Annotated in this window: 18 protein-coding genes; 11 read left to right on the plus strand and 7 right to left on the minus strand. The window is 68.5% G+C overall.

Annotation, left to right across the window (positions count from 1 at the left end):
* The first annotated feature begins 54 nt into the window (after positions 1-54).
* From dnaX to ISP14_RS10810, 4 genes are all read left to right on the plus strand, one after another.
* Positions 55-1716, plus strand: a complete 1662-nt coding sequence (gene dnaX / locus ISP14_RS10795; protein ID WP_404539400.1) for a DNA polymerase III subunit gamma/tau — start codon at positions 55-57, stop codon at positions 1714-1716.
* Positions 1717-1731: 15 nt separating this feature from the next.
* Positions 1732-2055 (plus strand): YbaB/EbfC family nucleoid-associated protein, encoded by a 324-nt coding sequence (locus ISP14_RS10800; RefSeq protein WP_404539401.1) that lies wholly within the window; start codon positions 1732-1734, stop codon positions 2053-2055.
* 97 nt (positions 2056-2152) lie between these two features.
* The gene (recR, locus tag ISP14_RS10805) at positions 2153-2752 is read left to right on the plus strand and encodes a recombination mediator RecR (protein ID WP_404539404.1); all 600 of its coding nucleotides are present in this window, start codon (positions 2153-2155) and stop codon (positions 2750-2752) included.
* Positions 2753-3017: 265 nt separating this feature from the next.
* Positions 3018-3362, plus strand: a complete 345-nt coding sequence (locus tag ISP14_RS10810) for a histidine triad nucleotide-binding protein (RefSeq protein ID WP_404539407.1) — start codon at positions 3018-3020, stop codon at positions 3360-3362.
* A gap of 61 nt (positions 3363-3423) precedes the next feature.
* Here the strand turns inward: ISP14_RS10810 and ISP14_RS10815 are convergent, their stop codons facing one another.
* The 7 genes from ISP14_RS10815 to ISP14_RS10845 form a co-directional block, all read right to left on the minus strand.
* Positions 3424-4008, minus strand: a complete 585-nt coding sequence (locus tag ISP14_RS10815; protein WP_404539410.1) for a Slp family lipoprotein — start codon at positions 4006-4008, stop codon at positions 3424-3426.
* Positions 4009-4055: 47 nt separating this feature from the next.
* Positions 4056-6011, minus strand: coding sequence for a transglutaminase TgpA family protein (locus ISP14_RS10820; RefSeq protein ID WP_404539413.1), 1956 nt, complete (start codon positions 6009-6011; stop codon positions 4056-4058).
* A complete protein-coding gene (locus tag ISP14_RS10825) occupies positions 6008-6955 on the minus strand; it encodes a DUF58 domain-containing protein (protein ID WP_404539416.1) in 948 nt (315 codons plus the stop codon). Before ISP14_RS10825 ends, ISP14_RS10820 begins: the two co-directional genes overlap by 4 nt.
* A complete protein-coding gene (locus tag ISP14_RS10830) occupies positions 6955-7902 on the minus strand; it encodes an AAA family ATPase (protein ID WP_404539418.1) in 948 nt (315 codons plus the stop codon). Before ISP14_RS10830 ends, ISP14_RS10825 begins: the two co-directional genes overlap by 1 nt.
* Positions 7899-9092: an RDD family protein gene (locus ISP14_RS10835; protein WP_404539420.1), complete on the minus strand. Its 1194-nt coding sequence runs from the start codon at positions 9090-9092 to the stop codon at positions 7899-7901. The genes ISP14_RS10830 and ISP14_RS10835 overlap by 4 nt, the downstream gene beginning before the upstream one ends.
* Before the next feature lie 70 nt (positions 9093-9162).
* Positions 9163-9753: a Maf family protein gene (locus ISP14_RS10840; protein WP_404539422.1), complete on the minus strand. Its 591-nt coding sequence runs from the start codon at positions 9751-9753 to the stop codon at positions 9163-9165.
* Positions 9750-10199 (minus strand): hypothetical protein, encoded by a 450-nt coding sequence (locus ISP14_RS10845; RefSeq protein WP_404539425.1) that lies wholly within the window; start codon positions 10197-10199, stop codon positions 9750-9752. Before ISP14_RS10845 ends, ISP14_RS10840 begins: the two co-directional genes overlap by 4 nt.
* A gap of 189 nt (positions 10200-10388) precedes the next feature.
* Between ISP14_RS10845 and ISP14_RS10850 the strand changes: the two genes are divergently transcribed.
* The 7 genes from ISP14_RS10850 (at position 10389) to ISP14_RS10880 (ending at position 14943) form a co-directional block, all read left to right on the plus strand.
* Entirely contained in the window at positions 10389-10868 is a 480-nt protein-coding gene (locus tag ISP14_RS10850) for a YceD family protein (RefSeq protein WP_404539872.1), read from the plus strand.
* Positions 10869-10937: 69 nt separating this feature from the next.
* A complete protein-coding gene (gene rpmF, locus ISP14_RS10855; protein ID WP_404539428.1) occupies positions 10938-11132 on the plus strand; it encodes a 50S ribosomal protein L32 in 195 nt (64 codons plus the stop codon).
* A gap of 151 nt (positions 11133-11283) precedes the next feature.
* The gene (locus ISP14_RS10860; RefSeq protein ID WP_404539431.1) at positions 11284-12258 is read left to right on the plus strand and encodes a beta-ketoacyl-ACP synthase III; all 975 of its coding nucleotides are present in this window, start codon (positions 11284-11286) and stop codon (positions 12256-12258) included.
* A gap of 126 nt (positions 12259-12384) precedes the next feature.
* A complete protein-coding gene (gene fabD / locus ISP14_RS10865; protein ID WP_404539434.1) occupies positions 12385-13338 on the plus strand; it encodes an ACP S-malonyltransferase in 954 nt (317 codons plus the stop codon).
* Positions 13339-13420: 82 nt separating this feature from the next.
* Entirely contained in the window at positions 13421-13759 is a 339-nt protein-coding gene (locus ISP14_RS10870; RefSeq protein WP_404539437.1) for an ArsR/SmtB family transcription factor, read from the plus strand.
* A complete protein-coding gene (locus ISP14_RS10875) occupies positions 13743-14186 on the plus strand; it encodes an SRPBCC family protein (protein ID WP_404539440.1) in 444 nt (147 codons plus the stop codon). Before ISP14_RS10870 ends, ISP14_RS10875 begins: the two co-directional genes overlap by 17 nt.
* 181 nt (positions 14187-14367) lie before the next feature.
* Positions 14368-14943, plus strand: a complete 576-nt coding sequence (locus tag ISP14_RS10880; protein WP_404539443.1) for a dihydrofolate reductase family protein — start codon at positions 14368-14370, stop codon at positions 14941-14943.
* The last annotated feature ends 11 nt before the right edge of the window (positions 14944-14954 follow it).

Consider the following 14954-nt stretch of genomic DNA (forward strand, 5'->3'; position numbering starts at 1 on the left):
CGACCCTAAGTCAGTGCCGACTGACCCCGTCGCAGCAAAGCAGGCCCCCAACGCATGTCCTATCAGGTTCTCGCCCGCAAATGGCGCCCGCGCAAGTTCGCCGAACTGGTGGGGCAGGAGCACGTGGTGCGTGCGCTTACCAATGCGCTGGACACCGGGCGCATGCACCATGCCTACCTGTTTACCGGCACGCGCGGCGTGGGCAAGACCACCATCGCGCGCATCTTCGCCAAGTCGCTCAACTGCGAGCGCGGCGAGTCGGCCGATCCCTGCGGCGAGTGCGCGGTCTGCACCGCGGTGGACGAAGGCCGCTTCGTGGATCTGCTGGAGATCGACGCGGCCAGCAATACCGGCGTGGATGACGTGCGCGAGGTGATCGAGAACGCGCAGTACGCACCCTCGCGGGGCCGTTTCAAGGTGTACCTGGTGGACGAGGTGCACATGCTCTCCAAACCGGCGTTCAACGCGCTGCTGAAGACGCTGGAAGAGCCGCCGCCGCACGTGAAGTTCCTGCTCGCCACCACCGACCCGCAGAAGCTGCCGGTGACGGTGCTGTCGCGCTGCCTGAAGTTCAACCTGAAGCGCCTGCTGCCCGAGCAGATCGCCGGCCAGATGCGACACATCCTCGGCGCCGAGAACATCGCCTACGAGGATGGCGCGATCGAGGAGCTGTCGCGCGGCGCCGATGGCTCGTTGCGCGACGGCCTGTCGCTGCTGGACCAGGCCATTGCCTATGGCGGCGGATCGCTGCACGCCGACGACGTGCGCACCATGCTGGGCAGCGTGGCGCGCGGCCAGGTGCTGGGCGTGCTCGACGCGCTGGCCGACGGCGACGGCACGCGCCTGCTTGCCGAGTGTGCGCAGATCGCCTCGTATTCGCCGGATTTCGGCGGTGTGCTGGACGACCTTGCCGGCGTGCTGCACCGCTTGCAGCTGATCCAGCTGATTCCCGGCTATCGGCTCGACGACGACGCCGACGGCGAGGCCTTGCACGCGCTGGCCGCGCGCATCGCGCCGGAGGACGTGCAGCTCTATTACCAGATCGCCCTCGGCGGTCGCCGCGATCTCGCGCTGGCACCGGATGCGCGCACCGGCTTCGAGATGGCGCTGCTGCGCATGCTGGCATTCCGTCCCGGCGACGAGGCCCCGCGTCCGTTGGCGGAGCGCGCGGCGCCCGCCCCGCGGCCCGCGGCCTCGCCGGTACGCAGCGCCGCGCCAGTCGCGCCGCCGGCTCCGGCTTCGGCGTATCGCGCGGCACCGCCGGTTGCTGCTGCGGCGCCGGCCGTGCGCGAATCCGCCCCGGCGGCTCCGCTGGTTGGCGCCGGTGGCCTGCCGCACTGGGAAAGCCTGATCGAACAAGCCGGCCTGCGTGGCCCGTTCAGTGTGTTGGCGCAGCATGCGGTGCTGCGCGAGCGCGAAGGCAACACCTTGGTGCTGGCGCTGCAACCGGCGCATATGAGCATGGCGGTGGAGCCGATGGTCAGCCAGATGGAGGAGCGGATCAGCCAGGCGCTGGGCGAGCGCATCAAGCTGCGCTTCGTCGATATCGACAAGGCCGCTGTCGCCGCCACGCCGGCCGCGCGCGCCACCCAGGCGCGCAACGAGGCGCAGGCGGCCGCCGAGCAGTCGATCGAAGACGATCCCTTCGTGCAATCCATGAAACGCGACTTCGGCGCCCGCGTGGTGCCGCAGTCGGTGAAACCCTTTGGCAGTTGAAGACGGAGCACTGAGATGAGAGGTCAGATCGGCCAGCTGATGCAGCAGGCCCAGCGCATGCAGGAAGACATGAAGCGTGCGCAGGAAGAGATCGCCAAGCTGGAGGTCACCGGCAGCGCCGGCGGCGGCCTGGTGAGCGTGACGATGAGCGGCGCCCACGAGGTGCGCAAGGTGGTGATCGACCGGCAGACCTTCGCCGACGATCCGGAGATGGCCGAGGATCTGGTCGCCGCCGCGATCAACGACGCGGTGAACAAGGTCGCCGAAGCCAGTCGCGCGAAGATGGGCGGCGTGACCGCCGGCATGAACCTGCCGCCGGGATTCAAGATGCCGTTCTGAGGGCAGGAGTGAACCGGGAGGCGCGAGAGCGCAGCACTGGGCCGTTTTCCGCATTCCCCCTGCCTCCCACGTCTCTCCCTCACTTCTTGAATCACCCATGTCATCCGGCTCCCCACTTCTCGCCAGCCTCATCGAAGCTCTACGCTGCCTGCCCGGCGTGGGCGGCAAGAGTGCGCAGCGGATGGCGTTCCATCTGCTGGAACGCGATCGCGATCGCGGCCTGAAGCTGGCCGACGCGCTGCGCGAGGCGATGCAGCGCATCGGGCAATGCCAGCGCTGCCGCAATTTCAGCGAGGAGGCTTTGTGCGCGATCTGCGCCAGCGCCAGCCGCGACCGCCAGCTGCTGTGCGTGGTGGAGTCGCCGGTGGATCTGGTGGCGATCGAGCAGGCCACCGGCTATCGCGGCCAGTACTTCGTGCTGCATGGCCGGCTGTCGCCGCTGGATGGCCTGGGGCCGGAGGAGCTGGGCCTGCCCCTGCTCACGCAGCGGCTGGGCGAGGGCGAGGTGGAGGAGCTGATCATCGCCACCAATCCCACCGTGGAAGGCGAGGCCACCGCGCACTATCTGGCGCAGCTGGCACGTGCCGGCGGCATCAAGCCGACGCGGCTGGCGCACGGCGTGCCGCTGGGCGGCGAACTGGAATTCGTGGACCGCGGCACGCTGGCGCATGCGTTCGGTGGCCGCCAATTGCTCTAGCCTTGCGATCATCCCTGATCGCGAGAGTCAAACGGGCGGCCATCCGTGGCCGCATTCGGCATGTCCTGCGATCATCCCTGATCGAGAAGATAAAACGGGCGGCCATCCCTGGCCGCACGCCGTACGTCTTGCGATCATCCCTGATCGCGAAAATCAAATGGGCGGCCATCCCTGGCCGCACTCCGTATGTTCTGCGATCATCCCTGATCGCGAAGATCAAACGGGCGGCCATCCTTGGCCGCACTCTTAAAATTAGGGCGACAGCATGGCCGACACTATCTTCGACAAGATCATCCGGCGCGAGATTCCGGCCGACATCGTCTACGAGGACGACGAGCTGCTGGCGTTCCGCGACGTGAATCCGCAGGCGCCGGTGCATGTGCTGTTCATCCCGAAGAAGCCGATCGCCACCTTGAACGACGCCACCGCGGAGGATGCGGCGCTGCTGGGACGCCTGCTGCTGGCCGCGGCCGGCTACGCCAGGCGCGAGGGCTTTGCCGACCAGGGGTATCGCACGGTGCTCAACTGCAACGAATACGGTGGCCAGACCGTGTTCCACCTGCACCTGCATTTGCTGGGCGGCCGGCAGATGCACTGGCCGCCGGGCTGAGCAACGGCACGGAGCCGCAACGAAAACGCCGGCCCAAGGCCGGCGTTTTCGTTGCGGGATATCACTTGCCCGAGGGCGGCGGCGGCGGCGGGCGCACCACGATCACCCGCGGCGCGCGCCAATACGGGCCGTAGCCATAGCCCCACGGACCCCAGGGCCCCCAGAACGGATCGTAGAAGCCCGGCGGATAGGGCGTGTCCACGTAGACCGGGCGCTTCGGCCACAGATACACCACGTCGGCTTCCACACGCGGGTAGGGGTAGTCGTAGTCGCCTACCTTCTGCGTCACCGTACCGTGGATGGTGCCGGTCACGGTCAACTCGCGGCCGCGGGAGAACACCTCCGGATCGTAGAAGCCGCTGTGGCAGGCCACGAAGCGGCCCTGGTCGCCGCCGGAGCGGCCCAGTTCCGGTCGGGCCTGGCTGTCCAGCGGGCGCGCCAGGATGTAGAAGCAGGTCTGCTGCGGGCCCGGCTCGGTCTTGATGATCTCGCCGCCCCAGCGCACCTGGGTGCCGCCCGCGCCACCTTGCTGGGCGGCGGCGCTGGAGATGGCGGTGTAGTTGCCCTGCAGCGGTTGCGGAATGGTCGCGCAACCGCCCAGCAGGGCGATGGCCGCGACTAGCGCGAGGGGACGGTAGAGGGACATGGCGGTTTCTCCATCATGGATGATTGTGTGCACAACCCTATCAACGCTCATTTGACCATGCGGACGACAGGAAAATCCCGCACCGCGCGTTGCAGCGCGCGCAGGGATTCGATCGACGGTTCCGGTTGGGCATAGCGCAGTTCGAGGTAGCGGTGCATCAGTTCGATCAACCTGTCGTGTTGCGCCGGCAGCGCATGGGCGGCGCGTTGCAGGTAGTCCCGCGGTCCCTCGCCAGCCTGCCGCACCACGCCCAGACGCGCCAGCTTGCGTTCCAGCCGGCGCAACGCGGCGCGCGCGGCGTCTTCCGGTTCATGCCGCCGCCACACCCATGCGAGCCCGGCGGCCATGCACAGCACGCAGCCGATGGCCAGCAGCAGCGCCAGCGTGGAGGTGTCCATTTCGCGGATGCCGAACGGCTTCAGCAGGCCACGCTGGCGCAGCGCGTCGAAGCCATTAACGCTCAGGTTCCACCAGCGGTTGACGATGTCCCAGTGGTTGCGCAGCGACTGCAGCCAGTTGCTCTGGTACCACGGCAACTGGCCGCCTGCCGCGGCAGCGGCGCCCAGGCTGATCCGTTGCGGACGTACTGCGGCGGTGGGATCGACCCGCACCCAGCCGCGCCCGGCCAGCCACACTTCGCTCCAGGCGTGAGCGTCGGAATTGCGCACCAGCAGGTAGCCGCCCATCGCATTCCAGTAGCCGCCCTGGTAGCCGGTGACCACGCGGGCGGGGATGCCGGCGGCGCGCATCAGCACGGTGAAGGCGGACGCGTAGTGCTCGCAGAAACCCTCGTGGGTGTCGAACAGGAAATCGTCCATCGCGTCGCGGCCCAGCGGCGCAGGTGACAGCGTGTAGCGGAAGCCGCCGTCGTGGAACAGCGCCAGCGCGGCCTGCACGATGGCGCCGTCGTCGTTGCCGTAGCGCGTCCGCCACGCGCGGCCCAATTCCAGCGTGCGCGGATTGAAATCGGCGGGCAGTTGCAGCCAGCGGGCGAGGTAGCCGCCGGGTTGCGGTTCCAGCCGGTAGCGGGTGGCCGAGCTGAGCGTGTAGTCGAGCAGGGAGTTCACCGGCCGGTCGGCGATCACTTCGCGATTGCGGCGCAGACTGGCGCCGGGCGGTGCGGCCAGCGGCACGTCCAGCGTGGGCAGCACGCGCTGCCGGGTCGGCTCCAGGCTGATGCGGTAGTGGATAGCTTGTGCTGCCTCGATCGGCGCTGGCGACTGTTCGCCCGGGTTGAGGTAGATCCAGCTGGTGCCGTCGTAGTGGCCCATCACGAAGGCACGGAAATAGCGCTGCTCGGCTGGCGGCGGCGGGCCGTCGAAGCTCACCCGCAGGGCGGGGCTTTCGTCGGTCAGCAACTGATTGAAACCCGCCGGCGTCATGCGGTCGCTGAGGCCGGTGCGCTGTTGGCCGGCGTTCGGCGCGCCCCACAGCGGCGAGTTCAGTCGCGGCAGCAGCAGGAAGGCGAGCAGGGCCAGCGGCAGGGCGGCAGCCAGCAAGCCAACGCCGGGGACCAGTTCCAGCCACCATCGGGCAGGCGGCTGCCGTCCCGGCTCCAGCGAACGCAGCGCGGCCAGCGGCGGCAGCAGGCCCAGCGCTATCGCGGTGGTGGCGGTGAGGCTCTGGTCGAACAGCAGCGCGGCCATCAAGGTGAAGCAGGCGAAGCTCATGCCCACGCGGGCATCGCGTATCGTCTCGGTTTCCAGCAGTTTCATCACCAGCAGGCCCACCGCCAATGCGGCACCGGGCGCCTGGCCGAACAGGTTGCCGTACCAGCTCACGATGGCCAGCAGCAGCACCGCCAGCAGCGGCAGCTTCAGCCAGGTCGGTGTGGGGGTGCGATGGCGGCGGCGCTGCCACCAGCGCAGGCCCAGGATCGGCGCCAGCGCGGCGCTCAGCCACCACGGCAGGTGCGGCGCGTGCAGTGCCAGCACGGCGGCAAGGCCTAGTGCGACCAGGTCGAAGCTGCGCCTGTCGAGCGACGTAGTGGCTGCGCTGGTCATGGCAGCACGGCCAGCGCGCTCATGCAGCGTGCGTAATGGGGCGGGCCGCTGCCGATGTCGATGCGCTGCTCCGGCAGCTGCAGGCTGTAACGCCGGCCCTGTGCCTCCGCCTCGCCCAGCCAGCGCGCCAGCCGGGCGATGCGCGTCTCGCGGTCCAGCGTGCGCAGCGCGTTCCAGTCCAGGCGCCAGGTCTCGCGTGGCTCGGGACGGTCGAAGTCCTTCACCAGCAGGTCATGGTGACGGGCACTGGCTTTCCATGCGATGTGCCTGGGCGCGTCGCCGCGACGGTAGTCGCGCAGGGCCGCCAATTCCTCGCCGGCCTGCGGACGCAGGCGTTCGCGTGCATCGCCCGGCAGCAGCGGCGGCGGCCCGGCAGCCTCCGGTCGCGGCCACACCAGCACGGACTGCTGCGGATGCAGCCAGCTCCAGGCACGGAACAAGCCCAGCGGCCAGGTGCTCCACAGCTTCAGCCGCGGCAAGGCCTGCCAGCCGCGGCGGGTGGTGGCCAGCCGCAGCCGCAGCTCCGTGGTGCCCTGCAAGGCGAACGCAAGCGACTCGCCGGCGCAGTCCAGGCGCACCGCTTCGCGGGAGCGTTGCGCGCTGAAGTCCAATACCAGTTCCAGCGGTTCGCCGGCGACGGCGTGGCCGGCGCGGATGTCGCGCAGGCACAGGCCGTCCAGGGTGCGGAAAGCGAACAGCATGCTCGCCGCGGCAGCGGAGCCCAGCATGCAGGTCAACAGCACCGCCGCGTTGTTGGCGTAGTTCAGCGCGCCGACCAGCATCACCATCAGCAGCACGCCGAAGCCGAGGCCGAACGCAGTGGGCACGATGTAGATGCGGCGCCGGCCCAGTTCGATCGGCAGTGGTTCGGCTCGGCGCAGGCGGGTGAGTGCGGGCAGGCGGCGTTCGGCGAGTTGCGCGAGCCGGCGCAGGTCGGCGCGCATCAGTCCACCGCCACCTCGGCGAGCAGCTGGCGTGCCAGTGCCTCGCCCCCGGCACCACGCGCGGCCACCAGTCGATGTGCGGCCAGTGGCACGAACAGCGCCTGCAGGTCTTCCGGCAACACGTAGCTGCGGCCATGCAGCAGCGCCCATGCGCGCGCCACGGCAAGCAGCGACAGCCCGGCGCGCGGCGACAGCCCGGTGCGGATCTCGGCGTGGCGGCGGCTGGCGCCGATCAGCGCCTGCAGGTAGTCGAGCAGGGCCGGGCTGACGGCGATCGCCTGCGTCTGCCGGCGCAGCGCGAGCAGCGCGGCACCGTCCAACTGCGGCTTCAGGCTGGCCAGCAGGTCGTGGCGGTCGACGCCCGTGAGCAGTTCGCGCTCGGCAGCGGGATCGGGATAGTCCAGCGACAGCCGCAGCATGAAGCGGTCGAGCTGCGAATCGGGCAGTGGGAAGGTGCCTGCCAGGTCCAGCGGATTCTGCGTGGCCACCACGAAGAACGGTTGCGGCAGCGCATGGGTCTGGCCGTCCACGGTGACCTGGCCCTCGGCCATGGCTTCGAGCAGCGCGCTCTGCGTCTTCGGCGTGGCGCGGTTGATTTCGTCGGCCAGCAGCAAGCCGCCGAAGATCGGGCCGGGGTGGAAACGGAACTGGCCGGTCTCGCGTTCGTACACGCTGACGCCGAGGATGTCGGAAGGCAGCAGGTCGCTGGTGAACTGCACGCGCTGGAATTCCAGCGCGAAGCTGGCGGCAAGCGCGTGCGCCAGCGTGGTCTTGCCCACGCCGGGCACGTCTTCCAGCAGCAGGTGGCCGCCGGCGATCAGGCAGGCCAGCGCCAGCTTCACCTTCCGCGCCTTGCCCAGCACCACGCGGTTGAGCTGGGCCTCGGCGGCAGCGAGGCGCTGGCGCAGTTCGTCGGTGGGCGGATGGACGGGCAGGGGCTGGCTCATTGCGGGGCGGACTCGCGGCAGGATGTCGGCAGGTAGCGATCCGGCAGTTCGGAGCTGCAACGCCAGGTCGGTGTGACGCCGCCCTTGTCCATCGTCAGCCAGATGCGCTTGCCATCAAGCATGGACTGACCCGGCAGGTGCAAGGTGAGTTCCAGCGCACAGCTGCCATCGGTTTTCATGCTGCCGACGTCGATGGACTGCAACTGCCTGCTCGCGTAGCTGCCCGCATCGCCGATGCCGGCCTGGCCATTGCGCGGGCATTGGCCGTTGGCCTTCCACGCTTGGTAGACCAGCGCCTTCACCGGTTCGGCCTGCACCAGGGCGCCGGCGATCTGCGAGCGCTGTATGTAGCTCTGGTAGGCGGGAATTGCGATGGCCGCGAGTATCCCGATCACCGGCACGATCAGGAACGCGCCTACCAGTACGACGATAAGGCAGCCGGACGTCTGCGTGTTCTGCCGCTCCGGGTGGTCGGTGAAAGCCCAGCGGTCCGTCACCAGCGTGCTCGCCACCATGTCGTGCAGCGCCTGCCGGCGTTCGGTGAACGCGGCCATCAGAAAGCCGATGTACATGGTGAGGTAGGACAGCGCCGCGGCGAACCAGCGGCCGACGGCATGCTTCCAGCTGATCCGCTGTCCGCTCAGGTCGGTAACCTTGATGCCCAGCGCGCGCTTGCCCAGCGTGGCCTGGTGCGCGGAGCTTTCCTGCAGCGAGTAGTACAGCAGCGCCACGCCGAAGATCACCGGGTAGATCAGCAGGAACAGCATGGCATCGGCGGGATTGGATGCGTGGCTGCGCCCCATGGCCGAAAGGCCGAATGCCAGCGCCAGCACGAAGATCAGCGCGACATTGATCGCGCCGATGACCAGGCCGTCCAGCAGGATGGCCGCCAGGCGCCGCACAAAGCCGGCATAGATGATCACCTGGGCCGGCGCCGGCGCGAACGCGGGCGCCGTGCGGGATGGCGGCGGTGGCGGAATGGGCGGCATCGCCGGCGGTGTCGCGGCAGGCCAGCCCAGTTCCTCCGCCAGCGAGGACAGCGGCTGCCACTGCGCCAGTCCGTCGCGCCAGACCAGGGTCTCGGGCGGCAACTGTTCGCGTTCCAGTACGCGCAGGAAATCCTCGCGCGACAATGGCCCCTGCTGCTGGCCGTGGCGGTCCGCGTAATACCAAGTCGTTTCCGTGTTCATGTGCAGCCCCCTGTGTCCAGCGCGCAGAGTAGCGGCAGCTTGCGCGGACTGTCACCGGCACGACGGCAAGCTATGGCACGGCCAGGCCTGCGGCTCGCAGCAGTCCAGCCAGCGCGATCAGCGGCAGGCCGATCAAGGCGCTGGGGTCTTCACTGTCGATGCGCTCGAACAGGCTGATGCCCAGGCCTTCGCACTTGAAGCTGCCGGCGCAGTCCAGCGGTTGTTCGCGCGCTACGTAACGATCGATCTCTGCGATGCCCAGCGTGCGGAAGTGCACGCGGGTGCGGTCGACGTGGATCTGCCGGCGGCCGTTGCGCGTGTCGAGCAGGCACAGCGCGGTGTGGAAATGCACCACGCGGCCGGAGCTGGCGGCGAGCTGGGCGCGGGCATTCGCCGCGCTGCCCGGCTTGTCCAGCACATCGCCATCCAGTTCGGCGACCTGATCGGAACCGATCACCAGGGCATCAGGCAGGCCGTCGGCAACCGCTGCGGCCTTGGCGACAGCCAAGCGTGCTGCGCGTGTGTCCGGCGCCTCGCCGGGCAGGGCGGCCTCGTCGGTGCCGGGCGCGCGCTGCTCGAAATCAGGCAGCAGCCGGCGCAGCAACTCGGCGCGGTAACGCGAGGTGGAAGCCAGCACGATACGGGGCGCGGCAGCGTTCATTCGGCGTCGCGGTGGATGTGTTCGCGCATCGCGCTGTCCAGGTCGCGTTGGGCGGCATCCAGCGCCTGCAGCAAGGGTTGCAGGCGGTCACGGCTGGCGCGCATCGCGGCGGCGGTCTCGTTCAGCTCTTGCCGGCTGGCGCGGGCGGCGTGGTCGCGGATCCAGATGCGCTGGCGCAGCAGCGCCTGCAGGCCGGCGTCGACGGCCTGGCGGGCGTCCTGCTCGCTGGCGCCGGGCAGGTCCGGGTTGATCGCCATCACCGCATGTGCCTGTTGCAGACCGGTGCGGCAGCTTTTCAGGTCGGTTTCCAGCCGGTCCGCCAGGTCGAGCAGCTGCTGCAGGTCGGCGGTGCGCCGGTTCTGCCAGCGGCGCGAGGACAAGGCCCAGGCGGCCGCGATGACCAGCGCAAGCAGCGCGAGCACGCCGAACGTCAGGGAAAGGTTCAAACGGCTGGGCTCGGATGGGGTGGGCGTGCAGTCTGCCGCAAGCGGGGCGTATCAGGCAAAATGCGCAGTCCGGGCGGCGACATGCGGATGACGCAAGCGCTTGATCCGTCTGTTGACTTCGGTCGTTCAGGAACTTACCATTTGTCGATTATGTCCGTGACACTGCCAGAGTCCGTGGACGCTTGGCGCATGGTCTCGGCGCGGCGTTCGTTCGAGGGATCGATGCCCGTTGCCGCACTGCAGCGCCTTTGCAGCGCGCTGGCGGGTAGCGAGGGCGAGGTGGAGTACCGGCTGGATTTCGGTCGGGACTCGCTGGGCACGGACTACGTGGATGTCCGCGCCCAGGCGCCGCTGACGATGATCTGCCAGCGTACGCTCGAACCGTTCGTGTTGCCGGTAACGGTGGACAGCCGGCTCGGCCTGATCCGGAAGGAGCGCGACGAGGCGGGTCTGCCGCCTGGCTGCGAACCGTTGCTGGTGGCCGAGGACGGTCGCCTGCATCCGGCAGACGTGATCGAGGACGAGTTGTTGCTGGCCTTGCCGCTGGTGCCGGTGAACCCGGACAGCAGCCTGCCCGACGCGCTGATGAATGATGGCGAGCCGGAGCAGGATGAGGTGCAGCGGCGCGAAAACAATCCGTTCGCAGTGTTGCGCGAACTGAAGAAGTAAGCCGGTCGGGGCCCAACGGCTCCGATCATCAGACAGATACCGAACATCAGGTTCAGTTGGAGAACTACCATGGCCGTTGCCAAGAGCCGCCGTACCCCGTCCACCCGCGGCATGCGTCGCGCGCACGACAAGCTGAAGACCGTGCAGCTGTCGACCGATCCGACCAGCGGCGAGGTGCACCTGCGCCACCACGTCACCGCCGACGGCTACTACCGCGGCAAGAAGGTCATCGAGACCAAGGGCGCGGTGTCGGTCGAGGAGTGATCGCGCAGACGGACTTCCTCACGGAAGTCCGCATGCCTTGATCTAGCGGAACGGCGCGGCGACGCGCCGTTCCGCGTTGATGGAGCCCGGACGGTTGCGCATGCGCCGTCCAGGGCGTTCAATGCACGGTTTACGTTCGACGGAAAACGGAATGGCTCTGATCTACTCCCGCATCATCGCCACCGGCAGCGCCTTGCCTGAGCGCGCTGTCAGCAACGCCGATCTGGAGAAGATCGTCGACACCAGCGACGAATGGATCCGTACCCGCACCGGCATCCGCCAGCGCCACATCGCCGCGGACGGCGAGACCACCGGCGACCTGGCCTTCCTCGCCGCACAGCGTGCGCTGGAGGCGGCCGGGGTGAAGGCGGCGGAGCTGGACCTGATCGTGCTGGGCACCACCACCCCCGACATCATTTTTCCGTCCACCGCCTGCCTCGTGCAGCAGCGGCTGGGCGCAAACGGCTGCGCGGCGTTCGACGTCAACGCCGCCTGTTCCGGCTTCATGTACGCGCTCGGCATTGCCGACAAGTTCATCAAGAGCGGCCAGTCGAAGAAGGTGCTGGTGATTGGTGCCGAGACGCTGACCCGCATGATCGACTGGAACGAGCGCGAGACCTGCGTGCTGTTCGGCGACGGCGCCGGCGCGGTGGTGCTGGAAGCCTCCAGCGAACCCGGCATCTACGCGACCTGCATGCACGCCGACGGCGGCTACAAGGAGCTGCTGTGGAATCCGGTGGGCGTCTCCGTCGGTTTCAAGGACGAGCCCAACCACGGCGTGCGCATCAAGATGGCCGGCCGCGAAGTGTTCAAGGTCGCGGTGAAGACGCTGGATGCGCTGGTCGACGAGACGATGCAGGCCGCCGGCATGCACGCCTCGGATATCGACTGGCTGATCCCGCACCAGGCCAACCTGCGCATCATCGAGGCCACCGCGAAGCGGCTGGAAATGCCGATGGATCGCGTGATCGTCACCGTCGACCAGCATGCCAACACCTCGTCCGGCTCGGTGCCGCTGGCGCTGGACTACGCGGTGCGTTCGGGCAAGGTGCAACGCGGCCAGAACCTGCTGCTGGAAGCGTTCGGCGGCGGTTTCACCTGGGCGTCGGCGCTGCTGCGCTACTGATACCGACGTTTCGCCATTGCATCCGATGCCGCCCATGGGCGGCATCGGTTTTTCTGCGGTCGATACCGCTGCGCACGCCGGCCGATGCTGGCACCATGTTGATTTGATCCGAGGAATGCACTGCCCATGAACGCCGCCACGCTTGCTTTCGTCTTCCCCGGCCAGGGTTCGCAATCGGTCGGCATGCTGGCCGAGCTGGCTGCCGCGCACGCGGAGGTGAAGGCGACTTTCGACGAGGCCTCGCAAGGGGCGGGCGTCGACCTGTGGGCGCTCAGCCAGCAGGGCCCGGAGGAGCAGCTCAACCGCACCGAGAACACGCAGCCGGCCTTGCTTGCAGCCAGCGTGGCGGTGTGGCGGGTGTGGAACAAGCTCGGCGGCGCGCAGCCCGCGCAGCCCGCGCAGCTGGCCGGCCACAGCCTTGGCGAATACAGCGCGCTGGTCTGCGCTGACGCCTTGTCGCTGCACGACGCGGCGGCGCTGGTTGCCGAGCGCGGTCGCCTGATGCAGGCGGCGGTACCTGCGGGCACGGGCGCGATGGCGGCGATCCTGGGTGGCGACGATGCGCAGATCGCGCAGGTGTGCGAAGAGGTCGCGCAGGGCCAGGTGGTGGCGCCGGCCAACTACAACTCGCCGGGCCAGCTGGTGATCGCGGGCAATGCCGAGGCGGTGGATCGTGCGCTGGCCAGGCTCGCCGAACTGGGTGTGAAAAAGGCCATCAAGCTCGCCGTGTCGGTGCCGTCGCACTGCATGTTGATGCGCGAGGCAGCGGACAAGCTGGGTGAGCGCATGGCCTCGATCGCCTGGCAGTTGCCGACCATCCCCGTGATCCAGAACGCCGAGGCAAAGAGCTACGCCTCGCTGGACGAAATCCGCGGCGCACTGCAGCGTCAGCTTTACCTGCCGGTGCGCTGGACCGAATGCGTGCAGGCGCTGGCTGCCGGCGGCGCCACGCGCATCGTCGAGTGCGGTCCGGGCAAGGTGCTGGCGGGCCTCGCCAAGCGCATCGACAAGGGACTGGAGGCGCGTGCGATCGGTGCCCCGGCCGAGCTCGACGCCACGCTGGCCGACTGGCGCGCCTGAGCGGGAAGCGATGCGAAAAGGCGCGCTTGACGCGCCTTTTCGTTGGCGTATTATTCAACCAACAGGTTGAATGAGTAATGCCGTGTCGAACCTTGATCTCGCCTTCGCCGCGCTCGCCGATCCCACCCGTCGCCGCATCGTGGCGCGGCTGACCCGGGGCGAGCTGCGCGTGACCGATCTCGCGCAGCCGTTCGCGATGTCGCTGAACGCGGTGTCCAAGCACGTCAAGGTGCTGGAGGGCGCCGGCCTGGTTCGCCGCCGCCGCGAGGGCCGCGAGCACTACCTGCGCCTGCGTGCCGCGCCGCTGCGCGAGGTGGCGCGCTGGACATCGCAATACGAACGCTTCTGGAACCAGCGCCTCGATGCGCTGGGAGCTTTCCTCGATCAGCAGACGGAGAACGACGATGAAGGGTCGCAATGAATCGGCGATGGGTGAGTTTCGCCTCGAGATACCGCGCAGCTACGACGCTTCGCCCGAGCGCGTGTTCCGCGCCTGGACCGACCCGGCCAGCATGAAGGCGTGGCTCGCCGAAGGCGGCGACGTGGTGGCCGATCCGCGCGTTGATGGCTTGTTCTATCTCGGCATGATGCATTCCGGTCAGATCCGCCCGCACTATGGCCGTTACCTGCGCGTGGAAAGCCCGCGCCTGCTCGAGTTCACCTGGGTGAGCGAGCACACGCGCGGCAAGGAATCGGTGGTCACGCTCGAATTCACGCCGCGCGGCCGGCAAACCGAAGTGCGCCTGACCCACGAAGGCCTGCCCGACGAGCGGATGGCAATGGCGCATACCGAGGGCTGGACGTTCTTCCTCGACACGCTGGTGGCGCAGCTGTCAGGAGCGGGCTGAACCATGTGCCCGATCTGTCTCGGCGTCGCGGCGTGGGCGACCGTCGCGGGAACCGGCTCGGCCGGAGGCCTGGCCACGATCCTGGTCGCGAGGCGCCGTATCAAAGGGGCACGCGCCGGCAGGGTGCCGGGCAATGCCGTGTCCAGCACCATTCAACCCATGCAGAACGCAGGAGGGTGTCATGCGCAAGCTGATTGCCGGCATGAAGATTTCCGCTGACGGCAAGATGGAAGGGCCGGAGGGTTATGCCGACTGGGTGGACGCCTGGTCGGAGGACTACGGCCTGAGCGCACAGATCGACGCCTGCGTGCTCGGCAGCGGCATGTATCCCGGTTACGAGCAGTACTGGACCGCAATACAGAACACGCCGGATGCACCGCTGCCGATGACCGGCAAGCTGCCGACGCCGGCGGAGGTCGAATGGGGCCGCTTTGCCGCGCGGACGCCGCACTACGTACTGTCGCGGACCCTGGACACGGCCAACTGGCCGCTGACACGGTTCCTGCGTGACGCGGCCGAACTCGCGGCGCTCAAACAGCGACGCGGCAAGGACATCTATCTCATGGGCGGCGCCCGGGTCACGGCCAGTCTCATCGACGCCGGCCTCGTGGACGAACTGCGCTTGATCGTCTACCCGTTGATTGCGGGAGAGGGCAAGGCGTTGTTTGCGAGCGTGCGACAGCGCCGCGGACTGGAGTTGCGCAAGACCGAGACGCTCGACGGCGGACGACTTGGCCTGACCTATGCGATTGCATGAGGAGAATCGAT

This window comes from Dyella agri, from assembly GCF_044904705.1.
Lineage (GTDB): Bacteria > Pseudomonadota > Gammaproteobacteria > Xanthomonadales > Rhodanobacteraceae > Rhodanobacter_A > Rhodanobacter_A agri.